The 18869-nt window shown below is 56.1% G+C and carries 24 protein-coding genes and 1 pseudogene; 19 read left to right on the plus strand and 6 right to left on the minus strand.

The genetic code is table 11. From position 1 onward, the window contains the following. The first annotated feature begins 3 nt into the window (after window positions 1-3). The 12 genes and pseudogenes from ACZ9GA_RS00565 to ACZ9GA_RS00620 all read left to right on the plus strand — a co-directional run bounded on the left by ACZ9GA_RS00565 (window position 4) and on the right by ACZ9GA_RS00620 (window position 7713). Entirely contained in the window at window positions 4-207 is a 204-nt protein-coding gene (locus tag ACZ9GA_RS00565; RefSeq protein WP_457357918.1) for a hypothetical protein, read from the plus strand. An 87-nt stretch (window positions 208-294) separates the two neighbouring features. Next, window positions 295-600: pseudogene (locus ACZ9GA_RS00570) on the plus strand (DUF637 domain-containing protein); the annotation flags it as partial. A gap of 201 nt (window positions 601-801) precedes the next feature. Continuing rightward, the gene (locus ACZ9GA_RS00575) at window positions 802-1476 is read left to right on the plus strand and encodes a guanyl-specific ribonuclease (protein ID WP_476227572.1); all 675 of its coding nucleotides are present in this window, start codon (window positions 802-804) and stop codon (window positions 1474-1476) included. 4 nt (window positions 1477-1480) lie between these two features. Next, window positions 1481-1867 carry a barstar family protein gene (locus ACZ9GA_RS00580; RefSeq protein WP_457357914.1) on the plus strand — a complete coding sequence of 129 codons (387 nt, stop codon included), beginning with the start codon at window positions 1481-1483 and terminating at the stop codon, window positions 1865-1867. A gap of 455 nt (window positions 1868-2322) precedes the next feature. Continuing rightward, window positions 2323-2778 carry a hypothetical protein gene (locus ACZ9GA_RS00585; protein ID WP_457357912.1) on the plus strand — a complete coding sequence of 152 codons (456 nt, stop codon included), beginning with the start codon at window positions 2323-2325 and terminating at the stop codon, window positions 2776-2778. Window positions 2779-3084: 306 nt separating this feature from the next. Next, complete coding sequence (locus ACZ9GA_RS00590; protein ID WP_476226072.1) at window positions 3085-3360, plus strand: DUF2247 family protein; 276 nt, start codon at window positions 3085-3087, stop codon at window positions 3358-3360. 58 nt (window positions 3361-3418) lie between these two features. Beyond that, entirely contained in the window at window positions 3419-3880 is a 462-nt protein-coding gene (locus ACZ9GA_RS00595; RefSeq protein ID WP_457357909.1) for a hypothetical protein, read from the plus strand. A 342-nt stretch (window positions 3881-4222) separates the two neighbouring features. After that, entirely contained in the window at window positions 4223-4600 is a 378-nt protein-coding gene (locus tag ACZ9GA_RS00600; protein WP_457357907.1) for an SMI1/KNR4 family protein, read from the plus strand. A 309-nt stretch (window positions 4601-4909) separates the two neighbouring features. Beyond that, window positions 4910-5197 carry a hypothetical protein gene (locus tag ACZ9GA_RS00605; RefSeq protein ID WP_457357905.1) on the plus strand — a complete coding sequence of 96 codons (288 nt, stop codon included), beginning with the start codon at window positions 4910-4912 and terminating at the stop codon, window positions 5195-5197. Between the two features lie 909 nt (window positions 5198-6106). Further along, window positions 6107-6412: a hypothetical protein gene (locus ACZ9GA_RS00610; protein ID WP_457357903.1), complete on the plus strand. Its 306-nt coding sequence runs from the start codon at window positions 6107-6109 to the stop codon at window positions 6410-6412. A 171-nt stretch (window positions 6413-6583) separates the two neighbouring features. Further along, window positions 6584-7114, plus strand: coding sequence for a hypothetical protein (locus tag ACZ9GA_RS00615; protein ID WP_457357901.1), 531 nt, complete (start codon window positions 6584-6586; stop codon window positions 7112-7114). Window positions 7115-7401: 287 nt separating this feature from the next. Then, window positions 7402-7713: a DUF3077 domain-containing protein gene (locus ACZ9GA_RS00620; RefSeq protein WP_457357899.1), complete on the plus strand. Its 312-nt coding sequence runs from the start codon at window positions 7402-7404 to the stop codon at window positions 7711-7713. A gap of 299 nt (window positions 7714-8012) precedes the next feature. Here ACZ9GA_RS00620 and ACZ9GA_RS00625 read toward each other — a convergent pair whose 3' ends face one another. The 3 genes from ACZ9GA_RS00625 to ACZ9GA_RS00635 all read right to left on the minus strand — a co-directional run bounded on the left by ACZ9GA_RS00625 (window position 8013) and on the right by ACZ9GA_RS00635 (window position 9421). Continuing rightward, window positions 8013-8321: a BrnA antitoxin family protein gene (locus ACZ9GA_RS00625; RefSeq protein ID WP_457357897.1), complete on the minus strand. Its 309-nt coding sequence runs from the start codon at window positions 8319-8321 to the stop codon at window positions 8013-8015. After that, window positions 8299-8589, minus strand: coding sequence for a BrnT family toxin (locus ACZ9GA_RS00630; protein WP_457357895.1), 291 nt, complete (start codon window positions 8587-8589; stop codon window positions 8299-8301). Before ACZ9GA_RS00630 ends, ACZ9GA_RS00625 begins: the two co-directional genes overlap by 23 nt. Before the next feature lie 256 nt (window positions 8590-8845). Then, complete coding sequence (locus tag ACZ9GA_RS00635) at window positions 8846-9421, minus strand: RNA 2'-phosphotransferase (RefSeq protein ID WP_457357893.1); 576 nt, start codon at window positions 9419-9421, stop codon at window positions 8846-8848. Between the two features lie 272 nt (window positions 9422-9693). Between ACZ9GA_RS00635 and ACZ9GA_RS00640 the strand changes: the two genes are divergently transcribed. Together ACZ9GA_RS00640 and ACZ9GA_RS00645 are read left to right on the plus strand one after the other, a co-directional pair. Continuing rightward, the gene (locus ACZ9GA_RS00640) at window positions 9694-9990 is read left to right on the plus strand and encodes a helix-turn-helix domain-containing protein (protein WP_457357891.1); all 297 of its coding nucleotides are present in this window, start codon (window positions 9694-9696) and stop codon (window positions 9988-9990) included. Then, the gene (locus ACZ9GA_RS00645; protein ID WP_457357889.1) at window positions 9987-11246 is read left to right on the plus strand and encodes a type II toxin-antitoxin system HipA family toxin; all 1260 of its coding nucleotides are present in this window, start codon (window positions 9987-9989) and stop codon (window positions 11244-11246) included. The genes ACZ9GA_RS00640 and ACZ9GA_RS00645 overlap by 4 nt, the downstream gene beginning before the upstream one ends. A 100-nt stretch (window positions 11247-11346) precedes the next feature. On the opposite strand, the gene ACZ9GA_RS00650 is transcribed toward ACZ9GA_RS00645, so the two are convergent. Further along, window positions 11347-11715, minus strand: coding sequence for a PilZ domain-containing protein (locus ACZ9GA_RS00650; RefSeq protein ID WP_027981180.1), 369 nt, complete (start codon window positions 11713-11715; stop codon window positions 11347-11349). 42 nt (window positions 11716-11757) lie between these two features. After that, window positions 11758-12207: a methyltransferase family protein gene (locus ACZ9GA_RS00655; RefSeq protein ID WP_457357887.1), complete on the minus strand. Its 450-nt coding sequence runs from the start codon at window positions 12205-12207 to the stop codon at window positions 11758-11760. A gap of 219 nt (window positions 12208-12426) precedes the next feature. On the opposite strand from ACZ9GA_RS00655, the gene ACZ9GA_RS00660 reads away from it, so the two are divergent. The 3 genes from ACZ9GA_RS00660 to yjiA all read left to right on the plus strand — a co-directional run bounded on the left by ACZ9GA_RS00660 (window position 12427) and on the right by yjiA (window position 15829). Then, a complete protein-coding gene (locus tag ACZ9GA_RS00660) occupies window positions 12427-14493 on the plus strand; it encodes a carbon starvation CstA family protein (protein WP_457357885.1) in 2067 nt (688 codons plus the stop codon). Window positions 14494-14511: 18 nt separating this feature from the next. Further along, a complete protein-coding gene (locus tag ACZ9GA_RS00665; protein WP_008371622.1) occupies window positions 14512-14709 on the plus strand; it encodes a YbdD/YjiX family protein in 198 nt (65 codons plus the stop codon). Between the two features lie 166 nt (window positions 14710-14875). After that, a complete protein-coding gene (gene yjiA / locus ACZ9GA_RS00670) occupies window positions 14876-15829 on the plus strand; it encodes a GTPase (protein WP_457357884.1) in 954 nt (317 codons plus the stop codon). A 166-nt stretch (window positions 15830-15995) separates the two neighbouring features. Here the strand turns inward: yjiA and ACZ9GA_RS00675 are convergent, their stop codons facing one another. Beyond that, window positions 15996-17534, minus strand: a complete 1539-nt coding sequence (locus ACZ9GA_RS00675) for an alkaline phosphatase D family protein (RefSeq protein ID WP_457357882.1) — start codon at window positions 17532-17534, stop codon at window positions 15996-15998. A gap of 192 nt (window positions 17535-17726) precedes the next feature. Between ACZ9GA_RS00675 and ACZ9GA_RS00680 the strand changes: the two genes are divergently transcribed. Then, complete coding sequence (locus ACZ9GA_RS00680; RefSeq protein ID WP_027981185.1) at window positions 17727-18134, plus strand: ExbD/TolR family protein; 408 nt, start codon at window positions 17727-17729, stop codon at window positions 18132-18134. Window positions 18135-18136: 2 nt separating this feature from the next. Further along, window positions 18137-18862 carry an energy transducer TonB family protein gene (locus ACZ9GA_RS00685; RefSeq protein ID WP_457363601.1) on the plus strand — a complete coding sequence of 242 codons (726 nt, stop codon included), beginning with the start codon at window positions 18137-18139 and terminating at the stop codon, window positions 18860-18862. Window positions 18863-18869 lie beyond the last annotated feature (7 nt).

The raw sequence follows: 18869 nt of genomic DNA on the forward strand, positions 1-18869 counted from the left end.
CATATGTCTATCGTTCGGAAGGGTGTTGTTGTCACTGGCGAATATTCTGGCTGGGAAATTGTTGTTGCGGACGACCGTGATGGCGAAACTGGCGGGTATTATCTTTACTTGAAGAAAAGCGATGTTGAAGGGTTTGACTACTGGTTCGAGCATGAGGCAGGGGTTCAGGCTCAGCTAGTTGATTTTGAGGTGAGGTGGATAGTTTAGTACGTTAATTAGCGTGGCTCGGCCCAAGGCGGTACCGCAGCAGCGGGCGCTAGCGGCGTCCAAGGCGTCGCGCCTACCACCAGTTCTACCTTGGCAGTTACTAACTCATCCAAGGATATCCTGCGGTGGAGCTCAGCTGTTGATACCGCTACGCGTGCTGTTGGGCGAGCAGCCATCAGTAGCGGGATCTCGACGGCGATCGATGGTGGAAGCTTCGGCAAGAATTTCGGATCCGCGCTAGCGGGTGAGGCCGGCAACGTGGCTATGGCCACGGGCTTCAACTTCGTTGGCGACTACGTCAAGTTCCCTAATGGCAGCATCGAGAAGATTGCGGCGCACGCGATCATGGGTGGCCTGCTGGCGGAAGCGACGGGGAGTGATTTCAAAACGGGAGCAGTTGCTGCTGGATTGAATGAAGCGCTGATCAATCAGATGGCTGAGGTCGCTGGGGATAACCGGGATCTTCAGTTGATGCTTTCGCAGTTGACTGGGTTGGTTGCGGCGGCGGCGGTGGATGGGGATCTGAACACTGGGGCTCAAGTCGCGCAGAAGGCGACAACGTTCAATTATCTGTATCACGAGGAAGTGGAACAGATGTTGGCTGAGATTGATAAGCAGCCGACTGAGGAGGGTAAGAGAGCCGTTAGGGCGCGGTACGCTGAACTAGACGTGAGAAGGAATGAAGAGCTTTCATCTCTTTGTCAGAGTTCGCCAGGAGAGTGCGCAGAAATATCAAAGCGTTTGGTTGGCGACGATGAGAGACTATTGGTACTTACAAGCCAACTTCGCGCCAATGGCTCAGTAGGTGCAGCAGCGGCCGTCGGGCAAATTGTCAACAGCAACTTAGAAGCAGGGCAGACGATTGCTTCGGAGCTAGGCAGCACCAGCGCTGGAGCTATAGGTACACTAATAAAACTAACTGCTCAGCTTGCAATTTCCCTCGGTACGGCAGGGAAGGCTAGTGGAGAAAGCGCAGCGCCACCTAGCAGGGCGTTACCTTTTCGTGATCCCGATCGTCTTGTAGAAGTCAATAAAACACTTAATCGTATACAGGCAGGTGGTCCGTTCCCTTATAGGCAGGATGGAACAGTCTTCAAGAACAAAGAAGGTATTTTGCCGAGTGGGAGATATTTGGAATACACGGTAGATACTCCTGGTGTCAACTATCGGGCGGCACGTAGGGTAATCACCGATCAAGGAACGGGGAAAGTGTACTATACTGATGATCACTACAAGAGTTTTATTCAGATCGATCCTGTAAAGAGGTAATGTTATGTTGGTTGATGCATTTGAAAAGCCTTCGGCAGTATCAGTGCATTTTGGTTGCCTCCAAGAGCTAGATTCTTTGATTTCAAGCAGGGTCCAGCGTAATGAGGCAACATTGGCTGGAGTGTTGAGTGAACAGGACCTGTTTGGCGTGGTATCTAAGGCGCTGAGCTTTCCTGAATGTTTTGGAAGTAATTGGGATGCTTTGAATGACTGTCTCGGCGATTTAGGGTGGTTAGCTCCAAGTGGAGTGTTGTTAATTCTTCGAGACGCAAATTTAGCGTGGGGAAGGAATCCACTTGCACTCGGTCGTCTCGTGACCTCATGGTTGGAGGTCAATGAGTTTTGGCTGGAAGAAAATAGACCTTTTCATTTGATGTTTGTATGCGAGTAAGTGCTTCTAAAGCAGTGGTGGGGTTGTGTCCAGCATTCAAACGCCGCTTTTTGCTGTTCGAGTTATTGTCGAAGGGGAATAGCTGGGGTGCAACTAATGTTACTGCAGAAATCGTGTTGAGCTTATGCAGAAGATTTTAGATGGCTGGAAGGCTATTTGGTTCAAAAGAAGTAGCAGGTACAGCTGCGACGGGCGGGACGAAAGTTTCTGCAACGGAAGGGGCGTTTCCAGACGAGGTGCTTACCGGAAGAAACCGCATAAGACGATCCTTGGAATAGGGAGTGTGACACGGGTGAGGTACAACGCCGCGACTGGTAAACTGGAGGAATCTGTGATCTAGTACGACCAGTATGGTCGGCAGGTTAAAAGAAAGGACTACACTAATCAAGGATATGGAAACCAAGAAAAGCCTGCGGAATATCTTTCCGATACCCATACGCATACCTATATGAAAAATGAATGAGACACTGTCTGCTGTATTTCAAAAAAACATGGGGGCGCCAATTTATTATCAGGGTGAAGTTGTCGTGCCTATTGTCCTGTTCCCGTTGGACAAAGGTGTTCACGAGTTTAGCCTTAGGCGCATTCGGGCAAAAGCCATGCCGCTTTCGGGGTTGAAGTTGAAGGTGGCGAAAGGTAAAGTCGAGATCGAAGGCGAGGCTCACTCTGATGTCGTGCTGTGGTCAAATACAAGTCCCGATATATGCAATTTCAAGGTTGTTGCAAATCGTGGATGTATATTGAAAATTTGGAATGTATGGGAGGTTGATGGGTTGGTCCAAGCTTGGGTCGGGAACTCCGGGATTGTTGTTCACCCCGTTGAGAGTGGAGGTCTGGAGCTTCGCTGCAGTGACGGAGTCGGGGGCATTGATTTTACGGAGGTTATCTCCGTGATCGATTTTATAAAGTAGTTACAGATTAAGCTTTGCGAGTTGGGACTGTTCTTGTTCAACTAGAGTGAGCAAAGAAACTGCCTGGTCTAGATTAACCACAATCATACCGATCCGAGCTATGTTCTATTGAAGCGCGTATTGGGAATAGTACGAAGGGTCAAGGTAGCGGAAATAAAGTATGCCAACTTCCGAATAAACAAGTTGTTGGGGCTGATGGAGAAACAATACCTGTGTATTCAGAGTCAGAGAGGCTCAATGGTCCTTATGCCACCCAAGAATTCCCATGGACTCCGGTTGGGCATTGTTTTTCCGATATTTCCGATAATGCAACGAGCCAAGAGAATATGGCGAGCGGCCGCATTGGAGGAACTGCTAGCAAACCTAAGCTCGGACCCGCTCTATGGGTTGATAAAATTATCTGAGTTTTGGTCGGGCTGGGAATGGCCTGCTGATGCTCCACTGTTGATGATTCTTGGTGCGATGACTTTGCCGCAGAATCAATACCACTCTGCCTCGAACTATGATCACGTTGCCCATGTGCATGAGCAATGGTTGAAAAATGAGCTGGTTGCTTTGATCTGTAGAAATGCTGCAATTTGATCTGGCACTGTCGACAGCGGCCCTGCGCCGTTAAAAGTGGGCTGGAAGGTAAGTTGAGATGATATCTGGTGAAATACTTAAGTTTGAGTTTTTTCGTTTTTATGGAAAAACTCTCCAATCGATTCTTGCGATATATCACATGGTTGGCGGAAAGTGTGATGGCCAGCCACAAGTATTGGAACTGGTGTTTGACTCGATTGGTGTGGTTAGTGTTAAGTGCGCGAAAGACGGTGCCTCCTTGAGTTTCGAATTGGGGGACGCTTCAGAGTGCGATCTGGGCGTTTACGGAAAATTTAAACGCTACGTGCTCGAAGATAATACTGTTGTTTCTGCCGTGGTAGGGGAAAAGGTCGTCGAAATAAGTCAGGTATATTCGGAAGTCCAGGGTGAGTTTATAGGTATATTAATGGGCTTTGAATCAGGCGGGCGGTTGGTGATTATGAACTTGGGCGACGATATTTTCGTCTCTGGGGAAGTTGCCCCTCAGGTTGCCGAAAGTGAAGGTGTTGTTTTTGTATAGGTCGTGTCCTAGGGTCTGTATGAAATGTATTCCAGCGAAGGCCAGGCAAGGCGAAAACAGGCGAGGAAGCGGAGCTTACGTATTGTAAATGAGCATTCCGAGCCTGTTTTCAACGCAGCATGGGTGAGCTGGGATGCATTTCGTACAGAGTCTAGAAAGGGGGGCTGATCGGTTACAGGCAGAGAGCAGGCGTGATGGGGGAGCTAGAGTTGCTGTGTTGGAAATTAGTAGAAGAACCCGGTGCTTTGAGGGGTTGATTTGATGGAAATTCGGAGCGAGAGGATAGGGCATCTGATAGCCGGGCATCCAGAGGTCGTAAAGTTCGGGTGCACGAATGATTATGTGGGTGACAATTGGGTCGCGAAAGCGGAGAGCATATTAGGATGGTCGCTGCCTCCGTCCTATCTTTGGTTTTTGAAAAATTATGGTGGCGGGGAAATAGGCTCCGAGGAGATTTACAGTATATATGGCATGGATTTTAACGTTGTCTGTGGCGGGGACATTGTGTATCACCATATCGTAGGGCGGAAGGCCGGGTGGGACAAGTCTAAACTGCTCATAAGTGAAACGGATTTTGGTGAGTTGTTTATGTTTGATTGTTCTTCGGTTTTTGAAGGGGAATACCCAATACTGCAACGGCTGCCATCTGGGGAGTTAATTCATTATGCGGCTGATTTTTACGGTTTTTTATACAGAAGAATTTTGGCACATTTATCGTGATTATTTGAACTGGGTTGGGTTTTTTGACGGGGCTGTGCTTGACGAATTAAAAAAGTTGAACGGTTGAAGTCACTGGGATCAGTTCAAAGCTAGGGGGGCGTCCGCGACCCCTGGTGAGCTTCTCGGGAGCAATTGCTGAGCTTCTAGGTGCGAGGTTGAAGCAATGATTGAGATTGTCAGAGACTGGACGGATTCCTGTGAAGGAAGGAAGGATTTTGATAAGTCACACTTTCTGACTATGTTTAATGAATGTGGAAGTCTCTCTGATCTCGAGGTGGTTGAAATTCTAGATAAGAAGTAAGAGGTCTTATGGATTGCTCTTGGTTTCATGAATGCGTAAAACCACATTTGAAGGGGTTCTCTCTAGAGTGCTCATCATTTGCTGATGGGGATTTTGGAGACCTTGAAAGGATAGAGCTGGAAGGTTTTAACAAGTTGGGGGCTGTCGAGTTTTGGTCTGAAGGTTGGGTAGGTATTGATATATATGACTGTGCTCTTGATGATCAGGTTATGAATGTGTTGCTTTCTCCAGAAGAGGAAGAATATATTTCTCAGGCATTTGAAATGTTTGTAAATATATTGACGCAGGATATCTGATGGTGCAAAAGACACTGCATCCGGTTTGGTTTCTGGAGAAAAAAGTGTTGTAGGTACCGGAAAAGCTGCCGCTTACGACGAGAGCTTCGGTGCAGGAGCGATTAATCAAGCCGAGCCAGAGATTGTTGCGAAAGTAAACTACGGACACGCACCATATTCTGAGTTCAATGGTGCAATTGGTGAGGCGCGGGGCTGGAGAAGTATGGGCTGAATATTTTCGTGACTATGATGGCTATGCTGAAGGACTCCCGTTTTTGAGTCGTGTCCTAAGGGGCTTCAGCTGAAGCGTTTGATTCTGGAAAGATGGGCTCTTATTTTCAAACTCCAAGCGACGTTTTCATAAGCTTGGGCTTACTCAGCGATGGTCATGGTAAAGTGTCGACAAGGATGACAGTGTTTTGGAAGTTTATAATGAACTGCTTCAGGAGGCGCTTGGAAAGTCGCTAGATCTACATCACATTTTGAGGTGAGGATGGTTAAGTTTATTGACCATTTGGATTTGGTCGCTGAGATGAATAAGCTCGGTTGGCTGCGCGTTGAATTGACCTCGTCCGTAGGTTGGGATGGGTTTCCTGATTATGCAAATAAAATCATCGGATTTCTATCTGGAGTATCGGTGGTAAAGTTGATGCCGTTGATTTCAGGATTTGGGAGGTCTGCGTGTCCGGGGAAAATATGAGGCTGGTGTATGACGACTTCCCTGTCATGATTACGTTGGAGTCTGGGAATAATCGCGGTAATGAAATTGTATTACAGGTTATCGAGCAGTTGGTGGGTGGTCATGTCTGTAACTTAGGGTGGTTTGCTTGGCTGTGTCTGTTGTTAGATAATTAATGGGTTGGCATATTTGAGTTGTTTTGGTCGCTAAAATTTAATGTTGGAATAGTTGAGTTTATAAAGGTGAAGTGTATGGCAGTCTCTGAAGACCTAAAAATAGCGCATGAGATATTCTCCTTGATTGAGGCCGGGATCGTTAATGGATATGATAGTTTTCGTTACGAAGTAGAAGTGGCTGAGGGGTATACCGAGGAGACTTTGCGTGTTGAAATAAATGGTGGCAGTTTTTATGATGCCGAAACTGATTTTAATGGGGCTATTCTATATCGTTTGGTACGTACCCTGCATAGAAATTTTGTGGCGCGAGGAGAAGGCTGGAGATCTTTTACTATGACATATGTGCGAGGTGGTGAGGTTAAGACAAGTTTCAATCATTGATATTTGGTTCGAAATAGTTGCAGCTGGTTGTAACAGTTCTAGAGTATTTTGAGGGAAAGGGTGAGTAGGTATGTTTTTTGGATTAATCTGTTTGGCGCCGCTAACTACCAGAGGGCTGTGCCGGAAGTTTAGGTAGAGTTGGGGTGATTTCAACTGTCAAGGCGGCAATGAATGATGCTTGAACAGCTAAAAGATCTTCTAATACTCGTAAACCCGCCATTGCGAGTGCCGGTTGACTGGAACGCTGTGGAGTGCCGTATAACCCGCAAACTGCCGTCTGATTATAAAATGATGATAGATGCAATTTGTGGTGGGTGTATCGATGGTTTTTTATGGGTGCTTGACCCACTGAGTAAGAATGATAATCTAAATTTTGATCAGGCTCTCTACTTCGTTAACGCTTATGAGTCGATGAAGTCTGAGTTTGGAGGGGAGTACTTTAGATCCCGTTTTCCTGAGGAGAAAAGTTTTCTACCCTGGGCGGTTACGGACAATGGCGAAACGCTGGTGTGGATAGTCTGCGGTGACCCCGACAGTTGGAGGGTAGGTGTGCATAGCGTTGATCAGGGTACGGAGGAGATTTATCCAGTGGGTTGTGTTGAGTTTCTCGTTATGTTGCTTTCCAGAAAAATAATTACCCATTTATTGCCTGCTGATTTTCCGAGCGTCGCAGGGCGTGTTAAATTTGAGCCTTCCGCGTAAGTGGTTCACTTGATGTACGCCAGGTGCGCCCCCGTGCTATCGAGCAATGAAGGCGGCCCTTGGCGCAGAAGTCTATTTTCTTGAGTATCTGCAGAAGGTCGGCTTGCCAGCAGACCTCTCGAGGTTGATGCAGGCGATGTAGGACGTTTCCGATTTCCTTAGGCCCGCCCCTATTCGCTTGCGATTGAGGACGGTGATCCCTACGCTATCCACCGCCGCTCCCCATGGAGTAGCCGGTTTTGACAGGCCGCCCAGATCAAGGCTCTCTTTCTCATGGAGCTTTACTGATGGATATCGATACAACCCTGTTCTCTTCATTGCCACGCTGCGGCGGTGCTGGTTCGGTCACGCTCCCGAAACCCTTTGGGCAGAGCGATGGTTTCGAGCGACCAATGTTTAATGTCTGCGCTGGCGTACAAGTCGGGGATGCGTTGGTTCATGCCTCCCATCTCCTCAAGTGTGCCTATGCGACCGCTTATGAGCTGACTGACAACGGTGATGGCGATACAGGCCTGGTGTGGGCGACGCTTGAGCTGATGTCGAGTGCGCGTGCCTTGGTGGACGCTGTGGCGGAGGGCATTGAAGCTCAAGGCCGCTGATGCTCATGCGCATGTCGGTCTTTCTGTGGTGAACAGGGCGACCGGCATACCCCGGGCGAGGTATTGGCTTGGATACTTCAAGCCTGACCTGCCCACTGAGCTGAAGCGGTGCCTAGATCACTCTTGGGCCGTAGCAGAGAGGGGCGCGGCAGCGTCGCCCTTCTCGGTTCATGAGTGGGCCCTTACGCAAAACAAGCGCCCTCTCTGCAGTTACAGCTAGCCAAATCAAAGTTTCAGGGCTTCTCGGTCCATTCTGCTCGAAGCACTGATTCTGGCCGCTCTTGCATTGGATGAAAGCGTCAGCGCACCAGATCCACTGGAGAGTGATCCTTAAGCCAGTCTGCCAACGCGGCATTGACCCGGGTCTGCCACCCCGGCCCTGACGCCCGAAATGCCTCCAGCACAGCCGCATCCAGCCGAAGGTTCACGTGCTCCTTGCACACCTCGGCTTTCGGCTGGCCGCGCTTGGGTTTCAGCATCTCGCGTGCTTGCAGCGCCCCAAACAGCTCAGGAAGCACTTCACTAGCGGGCCTGGACTGCGCGAAGTCGGCGTCGGACCATTCAGGGCTGACTGCATCTGGGTGGTCAGATTTGCTGGGCTTGTGCATAGCCTCGAACCTCTCGTTTGTTTGCCTTGCGGAGGCTGATGACGTGCACCGTGTTATCGCGCGGTGTGAAGATCAGCACGTGCAAACGTGTGTGGATAAACCCAATTGCCTGGTAACGCGGTTCGCCGTAGTCGAACCTGAGATCCTGCAGCACCTGGGCAGTTGACCAATCGAATTCCTGGGCGCTCTCAAACGATATTCCACGCTCTGCCAGGTTAGGTGCGCTCTTTCCTGGATCGTACGGAAATCGCACAGTTAATGTACCCACGATAATTATTCCGGCAAGCGATGATCGTGGTCGCGAGGTTTGGGCGCAAGGGGCTAAAACGTTTAGAAACAAAAGGTGAGAGGGGGGAGGTAGACCTGCCGCAAAGATGGGGGAGCGCGTTCATTGTTCCGGACGCAGGTGCTCGCTTAGTATGGGCTGCGGGACTGCTGGCCAGCGCAGCCTGGCGGCAGCGGCTACAGAACTTGCTTGGGGTGGGGGATGCGCGGAGAAACTGGCGGTGCATTTCCATAACCCGTCAGCCTTGGCTTGGTTCCGCCTTTTCCGTGTCCAGCCCGAGAAATTGCGCAGGCACGCGTTCCACCAACCACACCCCATTCTCCGCCCGAAAGAACGTGAAGCCCTGCTGCCGCATCGCCTGTGTCTCGATGCGCAGCAGCACAGGCTTGCCATAGCGCTGCCCCACGGCCGTTGCCGTAGTGGTGTCTTCAGCCAGGTGCACGTGGTGGCGCGCGCCGGCGATCAGGCCTTGTTCGCGGATGGAATCCAGAAAGCGGGTGGCGGTGCCGTGGTAGAGAACGGTTGGTGGCTCTTGTGCTTCTAGCTGCAGGTTGACGCTGGTGGTGGAGTGGCCTTGCACGGCGCGTATGCGCTGGCCGTCGCTGGACAGGGCGAAGCGTTTCTTGTCGCTGGTGTCGACTACGGCGTGGATCTGGTCTCGGCTCAGGGTGCGGCCCTGCGTGGCTGCGCCGCGGATGAGTTGGTCGAGGTCGGCCCAACCTTCGCTGTCCAGGGTGAGGCCGATGGCTTGGGGCTCGTGGCGCAGGACGTAGCTGAGGAATTTGCTGAGGTCGTTGAGGGGGCTGTTGCTCATGGGGCTTCCTGCCGGGTGGGCTGGGTGATGGGATATCCAGTGGGAAGGTTTCCCTACGGTTTGTAGGAGGCTTCCGGTTTTGTCCGGATGGCTGGTTTGAGCGTTTCGAAGAATCTATTCTCCGAATGCTTCACGATTTTGAATACGCTTATCTTGTTTTTAGCATCATTGGCAGGATGATGTACCACCTATAATGGGTCATAAATGAGCTGTTATGGTTGGATATTTGCTATAATTGGTCATATATGACCTTTTGTTTTTGAGGTTTTTTTATGGCGCTTTTGCACTTGCTCGCCACACCCGCAGAGATTGCTCGCAACGTGGGCGCTAACGTCAAACAGCTACGTTTGGCGAAGAACTTGTCCCGCAAGTCGTTGGCGGAGCGGGCAGGGGTCTCCGAAAGCTCGATTAAGCGGTTGGAGGTCAATGGGTCCATTTCGCTTGAAGCACTGATTCTTGTTGCGTTGGCGTTGGATGAAGTAGGGCAGGTCGCAGGGTTGTTCAAGGCCGTGCCGCCACGCTCATTGGCGGAGTTGAAAAGCGCTGGGCGCCAGCGGGGTACTCGATGAGTTCGGTCAATGCTCGGAAGGTGTTTACCCCTACTACAGCGCTTCGGGTTGTAAAGGGGGGGCACAACGTCGGCGAACTTCGCTGGCAAGAGGGTGCGGGCCTCTATTTTACCTATGCGCGTGACTGGTTAGCCCACGGTTTCAATTTATCACCGCTCACCATGAAATTTGACGACGCGCCGCAGTTGGCGTCGGACAACGTATTTCGCGGCTTGCATGGGCCATTTGCCGATTCGCTCCCCGATGGATGGGGGTTGTTGTTGATGGACAAGTTTTTCAACAGCACTTTCGGGGTTGGGACTTCTCTGACGCTCACACCGCTGGACCGGCTCGCGTATCTGGGTGACCGAGGAATGGGGGCATTGGAGTACCAGCCACAATCCGAGACAGTAGATTTAAGTGGCGAGATCAGCCTGGCTCAGTTGTATGAAGCCAGTGTGCAGGTTCAGACCGGGCAGACCGAGCAGGTGCTTCAGGATTTACGCCTGGCTGGCGGTTCTCCAGGGGGAGCCAGGCCGAAGGCAATCGTTGCACTGTCCGCCGACTGCGCCCATGGGACCTCCGCGTTCGAGCCACTGGCCCCTGGCTTTGAACATTGGATAATCAAGTTCAGGGCATTGGACGAATCACCTGAAACTGGAGCGATAGAGCATGCCTACGCACAGATGGCGCGTGATGCCGGTGTGAATATGGCGGTATCTCGTTTGATCGATGTTCCATTGGCCAAGGGGGGGATGGAGCGTGTATTTGCCACCCGCAGGTTCGACAGGGAAGGGGACGCCAAAGTCCACATGATGACGGTGGCTGCCTTGACGTATGCCGATTTTCGGATGCCATCGATTGATTACAGCGACATGCTCAAGCTCACCCAGATGCTGACAGGCAGGGCGGGGGAAGTTGAGAAAATGGCACGCTTGATGGTTTTCAACGCGCTTGCCCATAACTACGACGATCACAGCAAGAACTTTGCTTTCCTTCGCAGCGGCGATGGTTGGGTCATGGCGCCGGCCTATGACGTAACGTTTTCCGAAGGGATGGGTGAGCACTCCACTTCGTTTGCTGGTAAAGGCAAGCCGACGCGCGCCCTGTTAAGGGAGCTATGCAAAGAATACCGCTATCTCAAGGTTGATGATTACATTGATCAGACGCTTGAGACGCTGGCGGGGTGGGAGGCGGTCTTCCATGGGCTTGAAATAGACTTGGCCGAAGGGCGAGGGATCTTCACGGTCCTGGATGGCATTCGTGCCAAATTCTGAGGCTGCTGCCCACCCAAAGTTTGCGCTGGGGGTATTCAGCGTAAACGAGAGCCAGCGCAGCCTGGCGGCAGCGGCTACAGTCCCGGGAGCAGCTTCCCCCTCAAACCTCCACCAACGCCCCCAACTCCCGCTCCAACTCCTCCATGTCCCCCAGATTCAACTCAATGATCCGCCGCAAGTGCCCAATATCCTCCAACCCGATATGCAGGCACGCAAACCCCAGGTGCCCATGCTCTTCATGGCGCAGCTCGGCATCCATCTGCACTTCGATCAGGTCGGTGAGGTGGATGTTGATCAGAAAGTGCTGCTTGGGGTCCACCACCCAGTCTTCCGGCTTGTGGATAAGGGCGCCGCGTAGCGACAGGTCGATGAGTTTCACCGACCAGGTGCGGTTGCCTTGGGTGATCTGGGTCTTGGCGTCGAATGACACGCGCTTGAAACGGCGGCGCTCGTCGTGGTTATCGGTCATGGCTGCGGCCCTCTGCGAGTCCACTGACTATAGCCTAGTGTCTTAGAGCCATCTTCGAACCCGTCGACAATATTGACGATAGGTGTCGCCAAACAGGTGTTCGAGCTGCGCTTCGTCGGGACGGATGACGGCGCGGTTCATGATGGTGATCAGGGCGGGCAGCAGCAGCCACGGCCAGACGCTGCTGAGCATCACGCCAATGCCGACGTACGACAGGGTGTCGCCCAGGTTGACCGGGTTGCGTGACAGGGCGAAGGGGCCGCTTTGCAACAGTTCGTCCGGGGCGTCAAAGTTGCTGGCGGTGGTGGCCTGGCGTTTGAAGCGCAGCATGGCCCAGAACGACAGGCCCTGGCCGATGAGAATCAGGGCCACGCCGGTGGCGCGGGTCCAACTGGTGTCGGGCACGGGCAGGGGCAGGGCGTAGCTCAGGGCGATGGCCACGGCAATGAAGGTCAGGTACAGCAGCGGCGGTGGAAAAGGGGCCTTGGGCATGGGGTAGGTCCTGTGCGGGGGGCTTACTTATTGCGACCGGTATTTTGGCTGTGTGTTCACTGGTCTGCTGGTGCTTGCCAAGTGGCGTTCAAGGGCGGATAAAAATGATGGTCGTCCTGTAAATGAGGGCTCTAGACCAATGTTGGGGGTGGTCTTTCCCGACAGTCTCGCTAGACTCGCAGGGCTGACTTTCGTATCCACTTGGTTGGAATAAAAAAAATGAACAACAACAATAGTCCGCTCCGCCATCTGCCATGGCTGATCGTGGCAGTACTGGGAGCGTGCGCGCTCGGTGTCGTGGCCTTGCGCCGCGGCGAGCCGATCAACGCACTGTGGATTGTGGTGGCGGCGGTGGCTATCTATCTGGTTGCCTATCGTTACTACAGCCTCTTCATCGCCAATACCGTGATGCAGCTGGACCCGCGCCGGGCCACGCCGGCGGTGCTCAACAATGACGGGTTGGACTATGTGCCGACCAACAAACACATCCTTTTTGGTCACCACTTTGCCGCCATCGCTGGCGCAGGGCCGCTGGTGGGCCCGGTGCTGGCCGCGCAGATGGGCTATTTGCCCGGCACGCTGTGGCTGATTGCCGGCGTGGTGCTGGCCGGTGCGGTGCAGGACTTCCTGGTGCTGTTCATGTCCACCCGCCGCAACGGTCGCTCGCTGGGTGACATGGTGCGCGAGGAGATGGGCCGCATCCCCGGTACCATCGCCCTGTTTGGCTGCTTCCTGATCATGATCATCATCCTTGCGGTGCTGGCGCTGATCGTGGTCAAGGCCCTGGCGGACAGCCCGTGGGGCATGTTCACGGTGATGGCGACCATCCCGATCGCGATGTTCATGGGCGTGTACATGCGTTACATCCGCCCGGGCCGCATTGGCGAGATTTCGGTGGTGGGCGTGGTTCTGCTGCTGGCCTCGATCTGGCTGGGGGGCCAGATTGCTGCTGATCCGGCGTGGGCCAAGGTGTTTACCTTCACCGGTATTCAGATTACCTGGATGCTGATTGGCTACGGCTTCGTGGCTGCGGTGCTGCCGGTGTGGCTGGTGCTGGCACCGCGTGACTACCTGTCGACGTTCCTGAAGATCGGCACCATCGTGGCCCTGGCCATCGGCATCCTGGTGACCATGCCAGAGCTGAAAATGCCGGCCCTGACCCAGTTCATCGACGGCACCGGGCCGGTATGGAAGGGCGGCCTGTTCCCGTTCCTGTTCATCACCATTGCCTGTGGCGCGGTGTCGGGCTTCCATGCGCTGATCTCTTCGGGCACCACGCCCAAGCTGCTGGATAATGAAACCAACGCCCGTTACATCGGTTACGGCGGCATGCTGATGGAGTCGTTCGTGGCGATCATGGCCATGGTCGCGGCCTCGGTGATCGAGCCGGGCGTGTACTTCGCCATGAACAGCCCGCCCGCCGTGGTGGGTACCGATGTGGTGGCCGTGGCAACGGCGGTCAGCAACTGGGGCTTTGCGATTACCCCGGATGCCCTGCAGGCCGTGGCCCACGACATTGGCGAAACCACCATCCTGGCCCGCGCCGGTGGCGCGCCGACCCTGGCGGTGGGTATCGCGCAGATCCTGCACCAGGTGCTGCCGGGTGAGAACACCATGGCGTTCTGGTACCACTTTGCGATCCTGTTCGAGGCGCTGTTTATCCTCACCGCCGTAGACGCCGGTACCCGTGCCGGGCGCTTCATGCTGCAGGACTTGCTGGGTTCGTTCGTGCCTTCGCTCAAGCGTACCGAGTCGTGGGTGGCCAACATCATCGGCACCGCCGGTTGCGTGGCGCTGTGGGGCTGGCTGCTGTATCAGGGCGTGGTCGACCCGCTGGGCGGCATCAACACCCTGTGGCCGCTGTTCGGTATCTCCAACCAGATGCTGGCCGGTATCGCGCTGATGCTGGGCGTGGTCGTGCTGATCAAGATGAAGCGCCAGCGCTACATCTGGGTGCCGCTGATTCCGGCGGTGTGGCTGCTGATCTGCACCACCACGGCCGGCTTCATCAAGCTGTTCGACGCCAACCCGGCGGTGGGCTTCCTGGCTTTGGCCAAGAAGTACAGCACCGCGCTGGACGCCGGGCAGATCATTGCCCCGGCCAAGGACATCAATCAGATGCAGCACGTGATCTTCAACGCGTACACCAACGCGGCGCTGACCGGGTTGTTCCTGCTGGTGGTGTTTTCGATCCTGCTGTTTGCCATCAAGGTCAGCATCGCGGCCTGGGGCAAAAAGGAACGTACCGACAAGGAATCGCCTTTCCAGGCGGTGCCCGGCGCTTGATCACAGAGGTAGGCAGACATGTTCAATGACCTGAGCCGGCTGGGCAAATACCTGGGGCAGGCTGCGCGCCTGATGGTGGGCATGCCCGACTATGACAACTACGTCGAGCACATGCAGACCAAACACCCGGACAAGCCGGTGATGGACTACGAGGCGTTCTTCCGCGAACGCCAGGAGGCCCGCTACGGCGGCAAGGGCGGGCCGAAGTGTTGTTGATTTAACGATCATGCCTGCGGACAGCAACTGGGCATGATTGTCTTTTGTAGGAGCGGGCTCTGCCCGCGAAGCAGGCACCGCGCAGCGTCAGACAGTGCGCGGTGCCTGCTTCGCGGGCAGAGCCCGCTCCCACATTCAGCCCCCCGAAAATGCTGGAGAATGTAATTTGTCTTCCCCCATCCCCGTCACCATCCTCAGCGGCTTCCTGGGCGCTGGCAAGACCACCTTGCTGCGCCACCTGCTCAAGGCCGAGCACGGCCTGAAAATCGCCGTCATCGAGAACGAATTCAGCGACGCGGGCATCGACACGCAGCTGCTGGGCGATGCCCCCGTGCAGGTCATGACCCTGGCCAACGGTTGTGTGTGCTGCACCATCCACACCGACCTGACCAAGGCGCTGTACCTGCTGCTGGAACGTCTGGACAGCGGCGAGATTGCGTTTGACCGCCTGGTGATCGAGTGCACCGGCCTGGCCGACCCTGCCCCCGTGGCGCAGACGTTTTTCATCGACGAGGAGCTGCGCGAGCGCTATATCCTCGACGGCATCATCACCCTGGTGGACGCCGCCAATGCCGAGGTGCACCTGGCCCAGACCATCGCCCAGGCCCAGGTGGGCTTCGCTGACCGGCTGTTGGTGAGCAAGACCGATCTGGTCAGCGCCGAGGCCTTTGAAGCGCTGAGCCAGCGCCTGACGCGCATCAACCGCCGCGCCCCGGTGCGGGTGGTGGAGCATGGCCAGATCGATCTGGCCGAGTTGCTGGATGTGCGCGGTTTCAACCTCAATGGCAGCCTAAACCTGCGCCCGGTGGTGGCGGCCGACAGCCTGGACCGTATCAGCAGCATGGTGCTGCGTACCGAAAAGCCGCTGGACATTGATCGCCTCAGCGACTTCATGAACCAGTTGCTGGAGGAGCATGGGCGGCAGTTGTTGCGCTACAAGGGCGTGCTGAATATTGCAGGTGAGGATCGCCGCCTGGTGTTCCAGGGCGTGTTGAAGCTGTATGGCTTTGACTGGGACACCGAGTGGGCCGAGGGTGAGGTGCGCGAGAGTGTGATGGTGTTTATTGCCGATGATCTGCCGGAAGCCAAGATCCGTGAAGGCTTCCAGGCACTGACCTAAGCTAACCGTAAATCCGTGTTCGCTCTGGTCTTGTGTGATGTTCACTGGCCTCATCGCGAGCAAGCTTTGCTCCCACAGTGTTGAGCCCTACACCTGTATTCGGCTCAACACTGTGGGAGCAAAGCTTGCTCGCGATGGCATCGACGCGGTAGTCCGGTTGGGTGCATCAACCCTCTTGCGCGCCAGGCCGGCCATCCTCGACTACAAAGCGTTTCAAGGTCGACACCGTAGCCGCCGGGTCACGGCAATCGGACAGCGCCTGAAACCGCGTCTCCATACGCCGCGCATCCACGCTCACCGACACATACCCGCGCGGCCGGCTATCAAAAAACCGCACATGCGGATTGCGCGGTAGTACAGCCTTGAACGCCTCGTACGGTGGCCCATCAGACGTCACCGAGGTGCCCACGAATTCCGTGGCTACCACCTCGGCCCCCACCTTCAGGTCGGTGGTCCAGAACGAGTGGATATCGCCGCCAAAGAACACGGGGTTGCGCGCGCCGCTCTGTTGCACGTTGGCCAGCACCCGGTCGCGGGTGGCTTCGTAGCCGTCCCAGCCATCGGTCCAGTGGCCCCATTCGTGGGTGTGCGGGTCTTGCTGGTCCAGCGGCGCCATCAGCAGGTCCTGGGCGACGATGTTCCAGCCGGCCCGGGACTGGCGCAGGCCGTCGCGCAGCCACTTCTCCTGCTCCCAGCCGAGCATGGTGCGCTGCGGGTCGCTGAGGGCGGTGCAGGTGGCCACGTGGCCGCCGTGGCGGCCGTCGGGCAGCACGCAGGGTTGTTCGGTGCGGTATTGGCGGCCGTCCAGCACATGGATGCGCGCCAGTGGACCCCACTCCAGGCGGCGGTACACGCGCATGTCCGGGCCGTGGGGCAGGCTGCTGCGGCGCAGCGGCATGTGTTCGTAGAAGGCCTGGTAGGCCGCGGCGCGGCGCTTGAGGAACGCTTGCCGATCGACGCCGGCGTCCTGGGACCAGCGGTTGGCGTAGTCGTTCTGCACTTCGTGGTCGTCCCAGGTGACCACGCAGGGTGCGCTGGCGTGCAGCGTCTGCAGGTCGGGGTCGCGTTTGTACTGGGTGTAACGGTTGCGGTAGCCGTCCAGGTCGCGGGCCTCGGGGATGGCGTGGGCGCGCACCACCTTGCCGCTGCTGGCCGGGTAGGAGTTTTCGTAGATGTAATCGCCGAGGAAAAACACCAGGTCGGGGTTTTCTGCCGCCAGGTGACGGTAGGCGCTGAAGTAGCCGCGCTCCCAGTGCGAGCACGAGACAAAGCCCATGTTCAGCGCTGCGGCCATCTGCACCGGCGCGGTGATCGCCCGGCCGATGGCGCTCTGTTCGCCCAGCGCCTCGAAGCGGTACCAGTAGGGCCGGGCCGGTTGCAGGCCTGTCACTTCTACATGCACCGAGTGGGCAAGGCGGGCGTCGGCCTGCACATGGCCGCTGCGCACAATGCGGGTCATGGCCGCGTCGCTGGCCACCATCCAACGGACCGCCACCGGCCTGCTCAATACCTGATGCTGGGGCGCCAGGCGGGTCCAGATAACGAAACCATCCGGCAGCGGGTCGCCACTGGCCACGCCCAGGGTGAAGGGCTGTTCGATACCGCTGCTACGGGCGAAAGGGCTCAGGATAGACAGTGCCATGCCCGCGCCGACGGCGGTGATCAGGCGGCGCCGGGGCAGGTCGATACGGCTGGGGGCGGTCATGAAAAGCCTGTCTCCTCGGTCAAAAAAACATGGATCCTGAATCCTCCCTGTTGCATTTTGGTGAACAGAAAATGAACAGTTAAAGCTTCATCTGACTGACTTGCGCTTGCCGCCAACCGGTCAAAAACAGGTAACCCCTCAGTCATTTTCGGCTGCTAGCTTGGCGCCCCTAACTTTACCGGAGGGGGCCCCATGAGAACCTGGGACGAGCCAAAGAAGCGCAAGGCGCACATCGAACTGATCCCGATGATCGATGTGATGATGTTTTTGCTGGTGTTTTTCGTGCTGGTAAGCCTGAACGTGATTCCGGCGCTGGGCATGAAAACGCAACTGCCCAGCGCCGCCCACGCCCAGCAGCTCAAGCCGCAGAACAAGGCGATCCTGACCCTGGGCATCGACGGCCAGCTGCAGCTCGATGGCCAGGCCATGACCCTCGACGGCCTGGTGCCGGCACTCAAGGCGGCGCAACAGCCGGACGCCAAGACCACCATCATCGTCAACAGCGACAAGGGCGTGGAGGTGGCGCGCCTGGTGGAGGTGATGGACACCCTGCGCGGCGGTGGTTTCACGTCCGTGTCCATCGCCACGCGCAAATCATGAGCCTGTACGCCCTGTACCGCGCCCGCCAATGGCTGGGCGGGGCACCGGCGCTGGCGGCGCTGGTGATCATCCTGATCGGCGTACGCACCGCGCCGTTGAAAATCGAGCCTACCTACGACGAGGCGGCCGTTGAGCTGGCGCTGGTGGAGCCCGAGCCTGAGCAACCGCCCCAGCCGGTGGTGGAAACACCGCCGCCACCGCCCGTGGTGGAAGACGAGGAAGCGGCCCTGCCACCACCGCCCAAGCCGGTGCCCAAGCCCGTGCCGCCTAAGCCGGTGCCGCCCAAACCCACCGCCAAACCGGTGGCCAAGGCGGCGCCGAAGGCTCAGCCCGTCACCGCACCTACGGCATCCCCAGCCCCTGCCGTCGCTGCAGCGCCACCGGCCCCAGCACCTGCACCCGCGCCGCCCAAGGTCGACAGCCAGGCCCTGGAAGGCGGCTACCTGCAGGGCCTGCGCGGCGATATCGACCGCTTCAAGCAATACCCCACCAGCCGCCAGGCGGCGCTGGAACGCCCCACGGGTGAGGTGGTGGTGTGGCTGTTGGTGGACCGGGCCGGCAACGTCCTGGACTCCGGCATCCAGACCCAGGCCTCGAGCATGCTGCTCAACCGCGCGGCCAGCACCAGCCTGCGACGCATCAAGCAAGTCAAGCCGTTCCCCGAGCAAGCCTTTGGCGGGCGCAGCCAACAGCGTTTTACCGCCACTTTTAACTACAGCGTGCAATAAGCACCGA

Source organism: Pseudomonas sp. TE3644, from assembly GCF_056278815.1.

Excerpts from the sequence above, each read along its gene's own strand:
- ACZ9GA_RS00565 (WP_457357918.1), top strand. The coding sequence starts at position 4 with ATGTCTATCGTTCGGAAGGGTGTTGTTGTCACTGGCGAATATTCTGGC.
- ACZ9GA_RS00575 (WP_476227572.1), top strand. The coding sequence starts at position 802 with ATGTTGGCTGAGATTGATAAGCAGCCGACTGAGGAGGGTAAGAGAGCC.
- ACZ9GA_RS00580 (WP_457357914.1), top strand. The coding sequence starts at position 1,481 with ATGTTGGTTGATGCATTTGAAAAGCCTTCGGCAGTATCAGTGCATTTT.
- ACZ9GA_RS00585 (WP_457357912.1), top strand. The coding sequence starts at position 2,323 with ATGAATGAGACACTGTCTGCTGTATTTCAAAAAAACATGGGGGCGCCA.
- ACZ9GA_RS00590 (WP_476226072.1), top strand. The coding sequence starts at position 3,085 with ATGCAACGAGCCAAGAGAATATGGCGAGCGGCCGCATTGGAGGAACTG.
- ACZ9GA_RS00595 (WP_457357909.1), top strand. The coding sequence starts at position 3,419 with ATGATATCTGGTGAAATACTTAAGTTTGAGTTTTTTCGTTTTTATGGA.
- ACZ9GA_RS00605 (WP_457357905.1), top strand. The coding sequence starts at position 4,910 with ATGGATTGCTCTTGGTTTCATGAATGCGTAAAACCACATTTGAAGGGG.
- ACZ9GA_RS00610 (WP_457357903.1), top strand. The coding sequence starts at position 6,107 with ATGGCAGTCTCTGAAGACCTAAAAATAGCGCATGAGATATTCTCCTTG.
- ACZ9GA_RS00615 (WP_457357901.1), top strand. The coding sequence starts at position 6,584 with ATGATGCTTGAACAGCTAAAAGATCTTCTAATACTCGTAAACCCGCCA.
- ACZ9GA_RS00620 (WP_457357899.1), top strand. The coding sequence starts at position 7,402 with ATGGATATCGATACAACCCTGTTCTCTTCATTGCCACGCTGCGGCGGT.
- ACZ9GA_RS00625 (WP_457357897.1), bottom strand. The coding sequence starts at position 8,321 with ATGCACAAGCCCAGCAAATCTGACCACCCAGATGCAGTCAGCCCTGAA.
- ACZ9GA_RS00635 (WP_457357893.1), bottom strand. The coding sequence starts at position 9,421 with ATGAGCAACAGCCCCCTCAACGACCTCAGCAAATTCCTCAGCTACGTC.
- ACZ9GA_RS00640 (WP_457357891.1), top strand. The coding sequence starts at position 9,694 with ATGGCGCTTTTGCACTTGCTCGCCACACCCGCAGAGATTGCTCGCAAC.
- ACZ9GA_RS00645 (WP_457357889.1), top strand. The coding sequence starts at position 9,987 with ATGAGTTCGGTCAATGCTCGGAAGGTGTTTACCCCTACTACAGCGCTT.
- ACZ9GA_RS00650 (WP_027981180.1), bottom strand. The coding sequence starts at position 11,715 with ATGACCGATAACCACGACGAGCGCCGCCGTTTCAAGCGCGTGTCATTC.
- ACZ9GA_RS00655 (WP_457357887.1), bottom strand. The coding sequence starts at position 12,207 with ATGCCCAAGGCCCCTTTTCCACCGCCGCTGCTGTACCTGACCTTCATT.
- ACZ9GA_RS00660 (WP_457357885.1), top strand. The coding sequence starts at position 12,427 with ATGAACAACAACAATAGTCCGCTCCGCCATCTGCCATGGCTGATCGTG.
- ACZ9GA_RS00665 (WP_008371622.1), top strand. The coding sequence starts at position 14,512 with ATGTTCAATGACCTGAGCCGGCTGGGCAAATACCTGGGGCAGGCTGCG.
- ACZ9GA_RS00675 (WP_457357882.1), bottom strand. The coding sequence starts at position 17,534 with ATGACCGCCCCCAGCCGTATCGACCTGCCCCGGCGCCGCCTGATCACC.
- ACZ9GA_RS00680 (WP_027981185.1), top strand. The coding sequence starts at position 17,727 with ATGAGAACCTGGGACGAGCCAAAGAAGCGCAAGGCGCACATCGAACTG.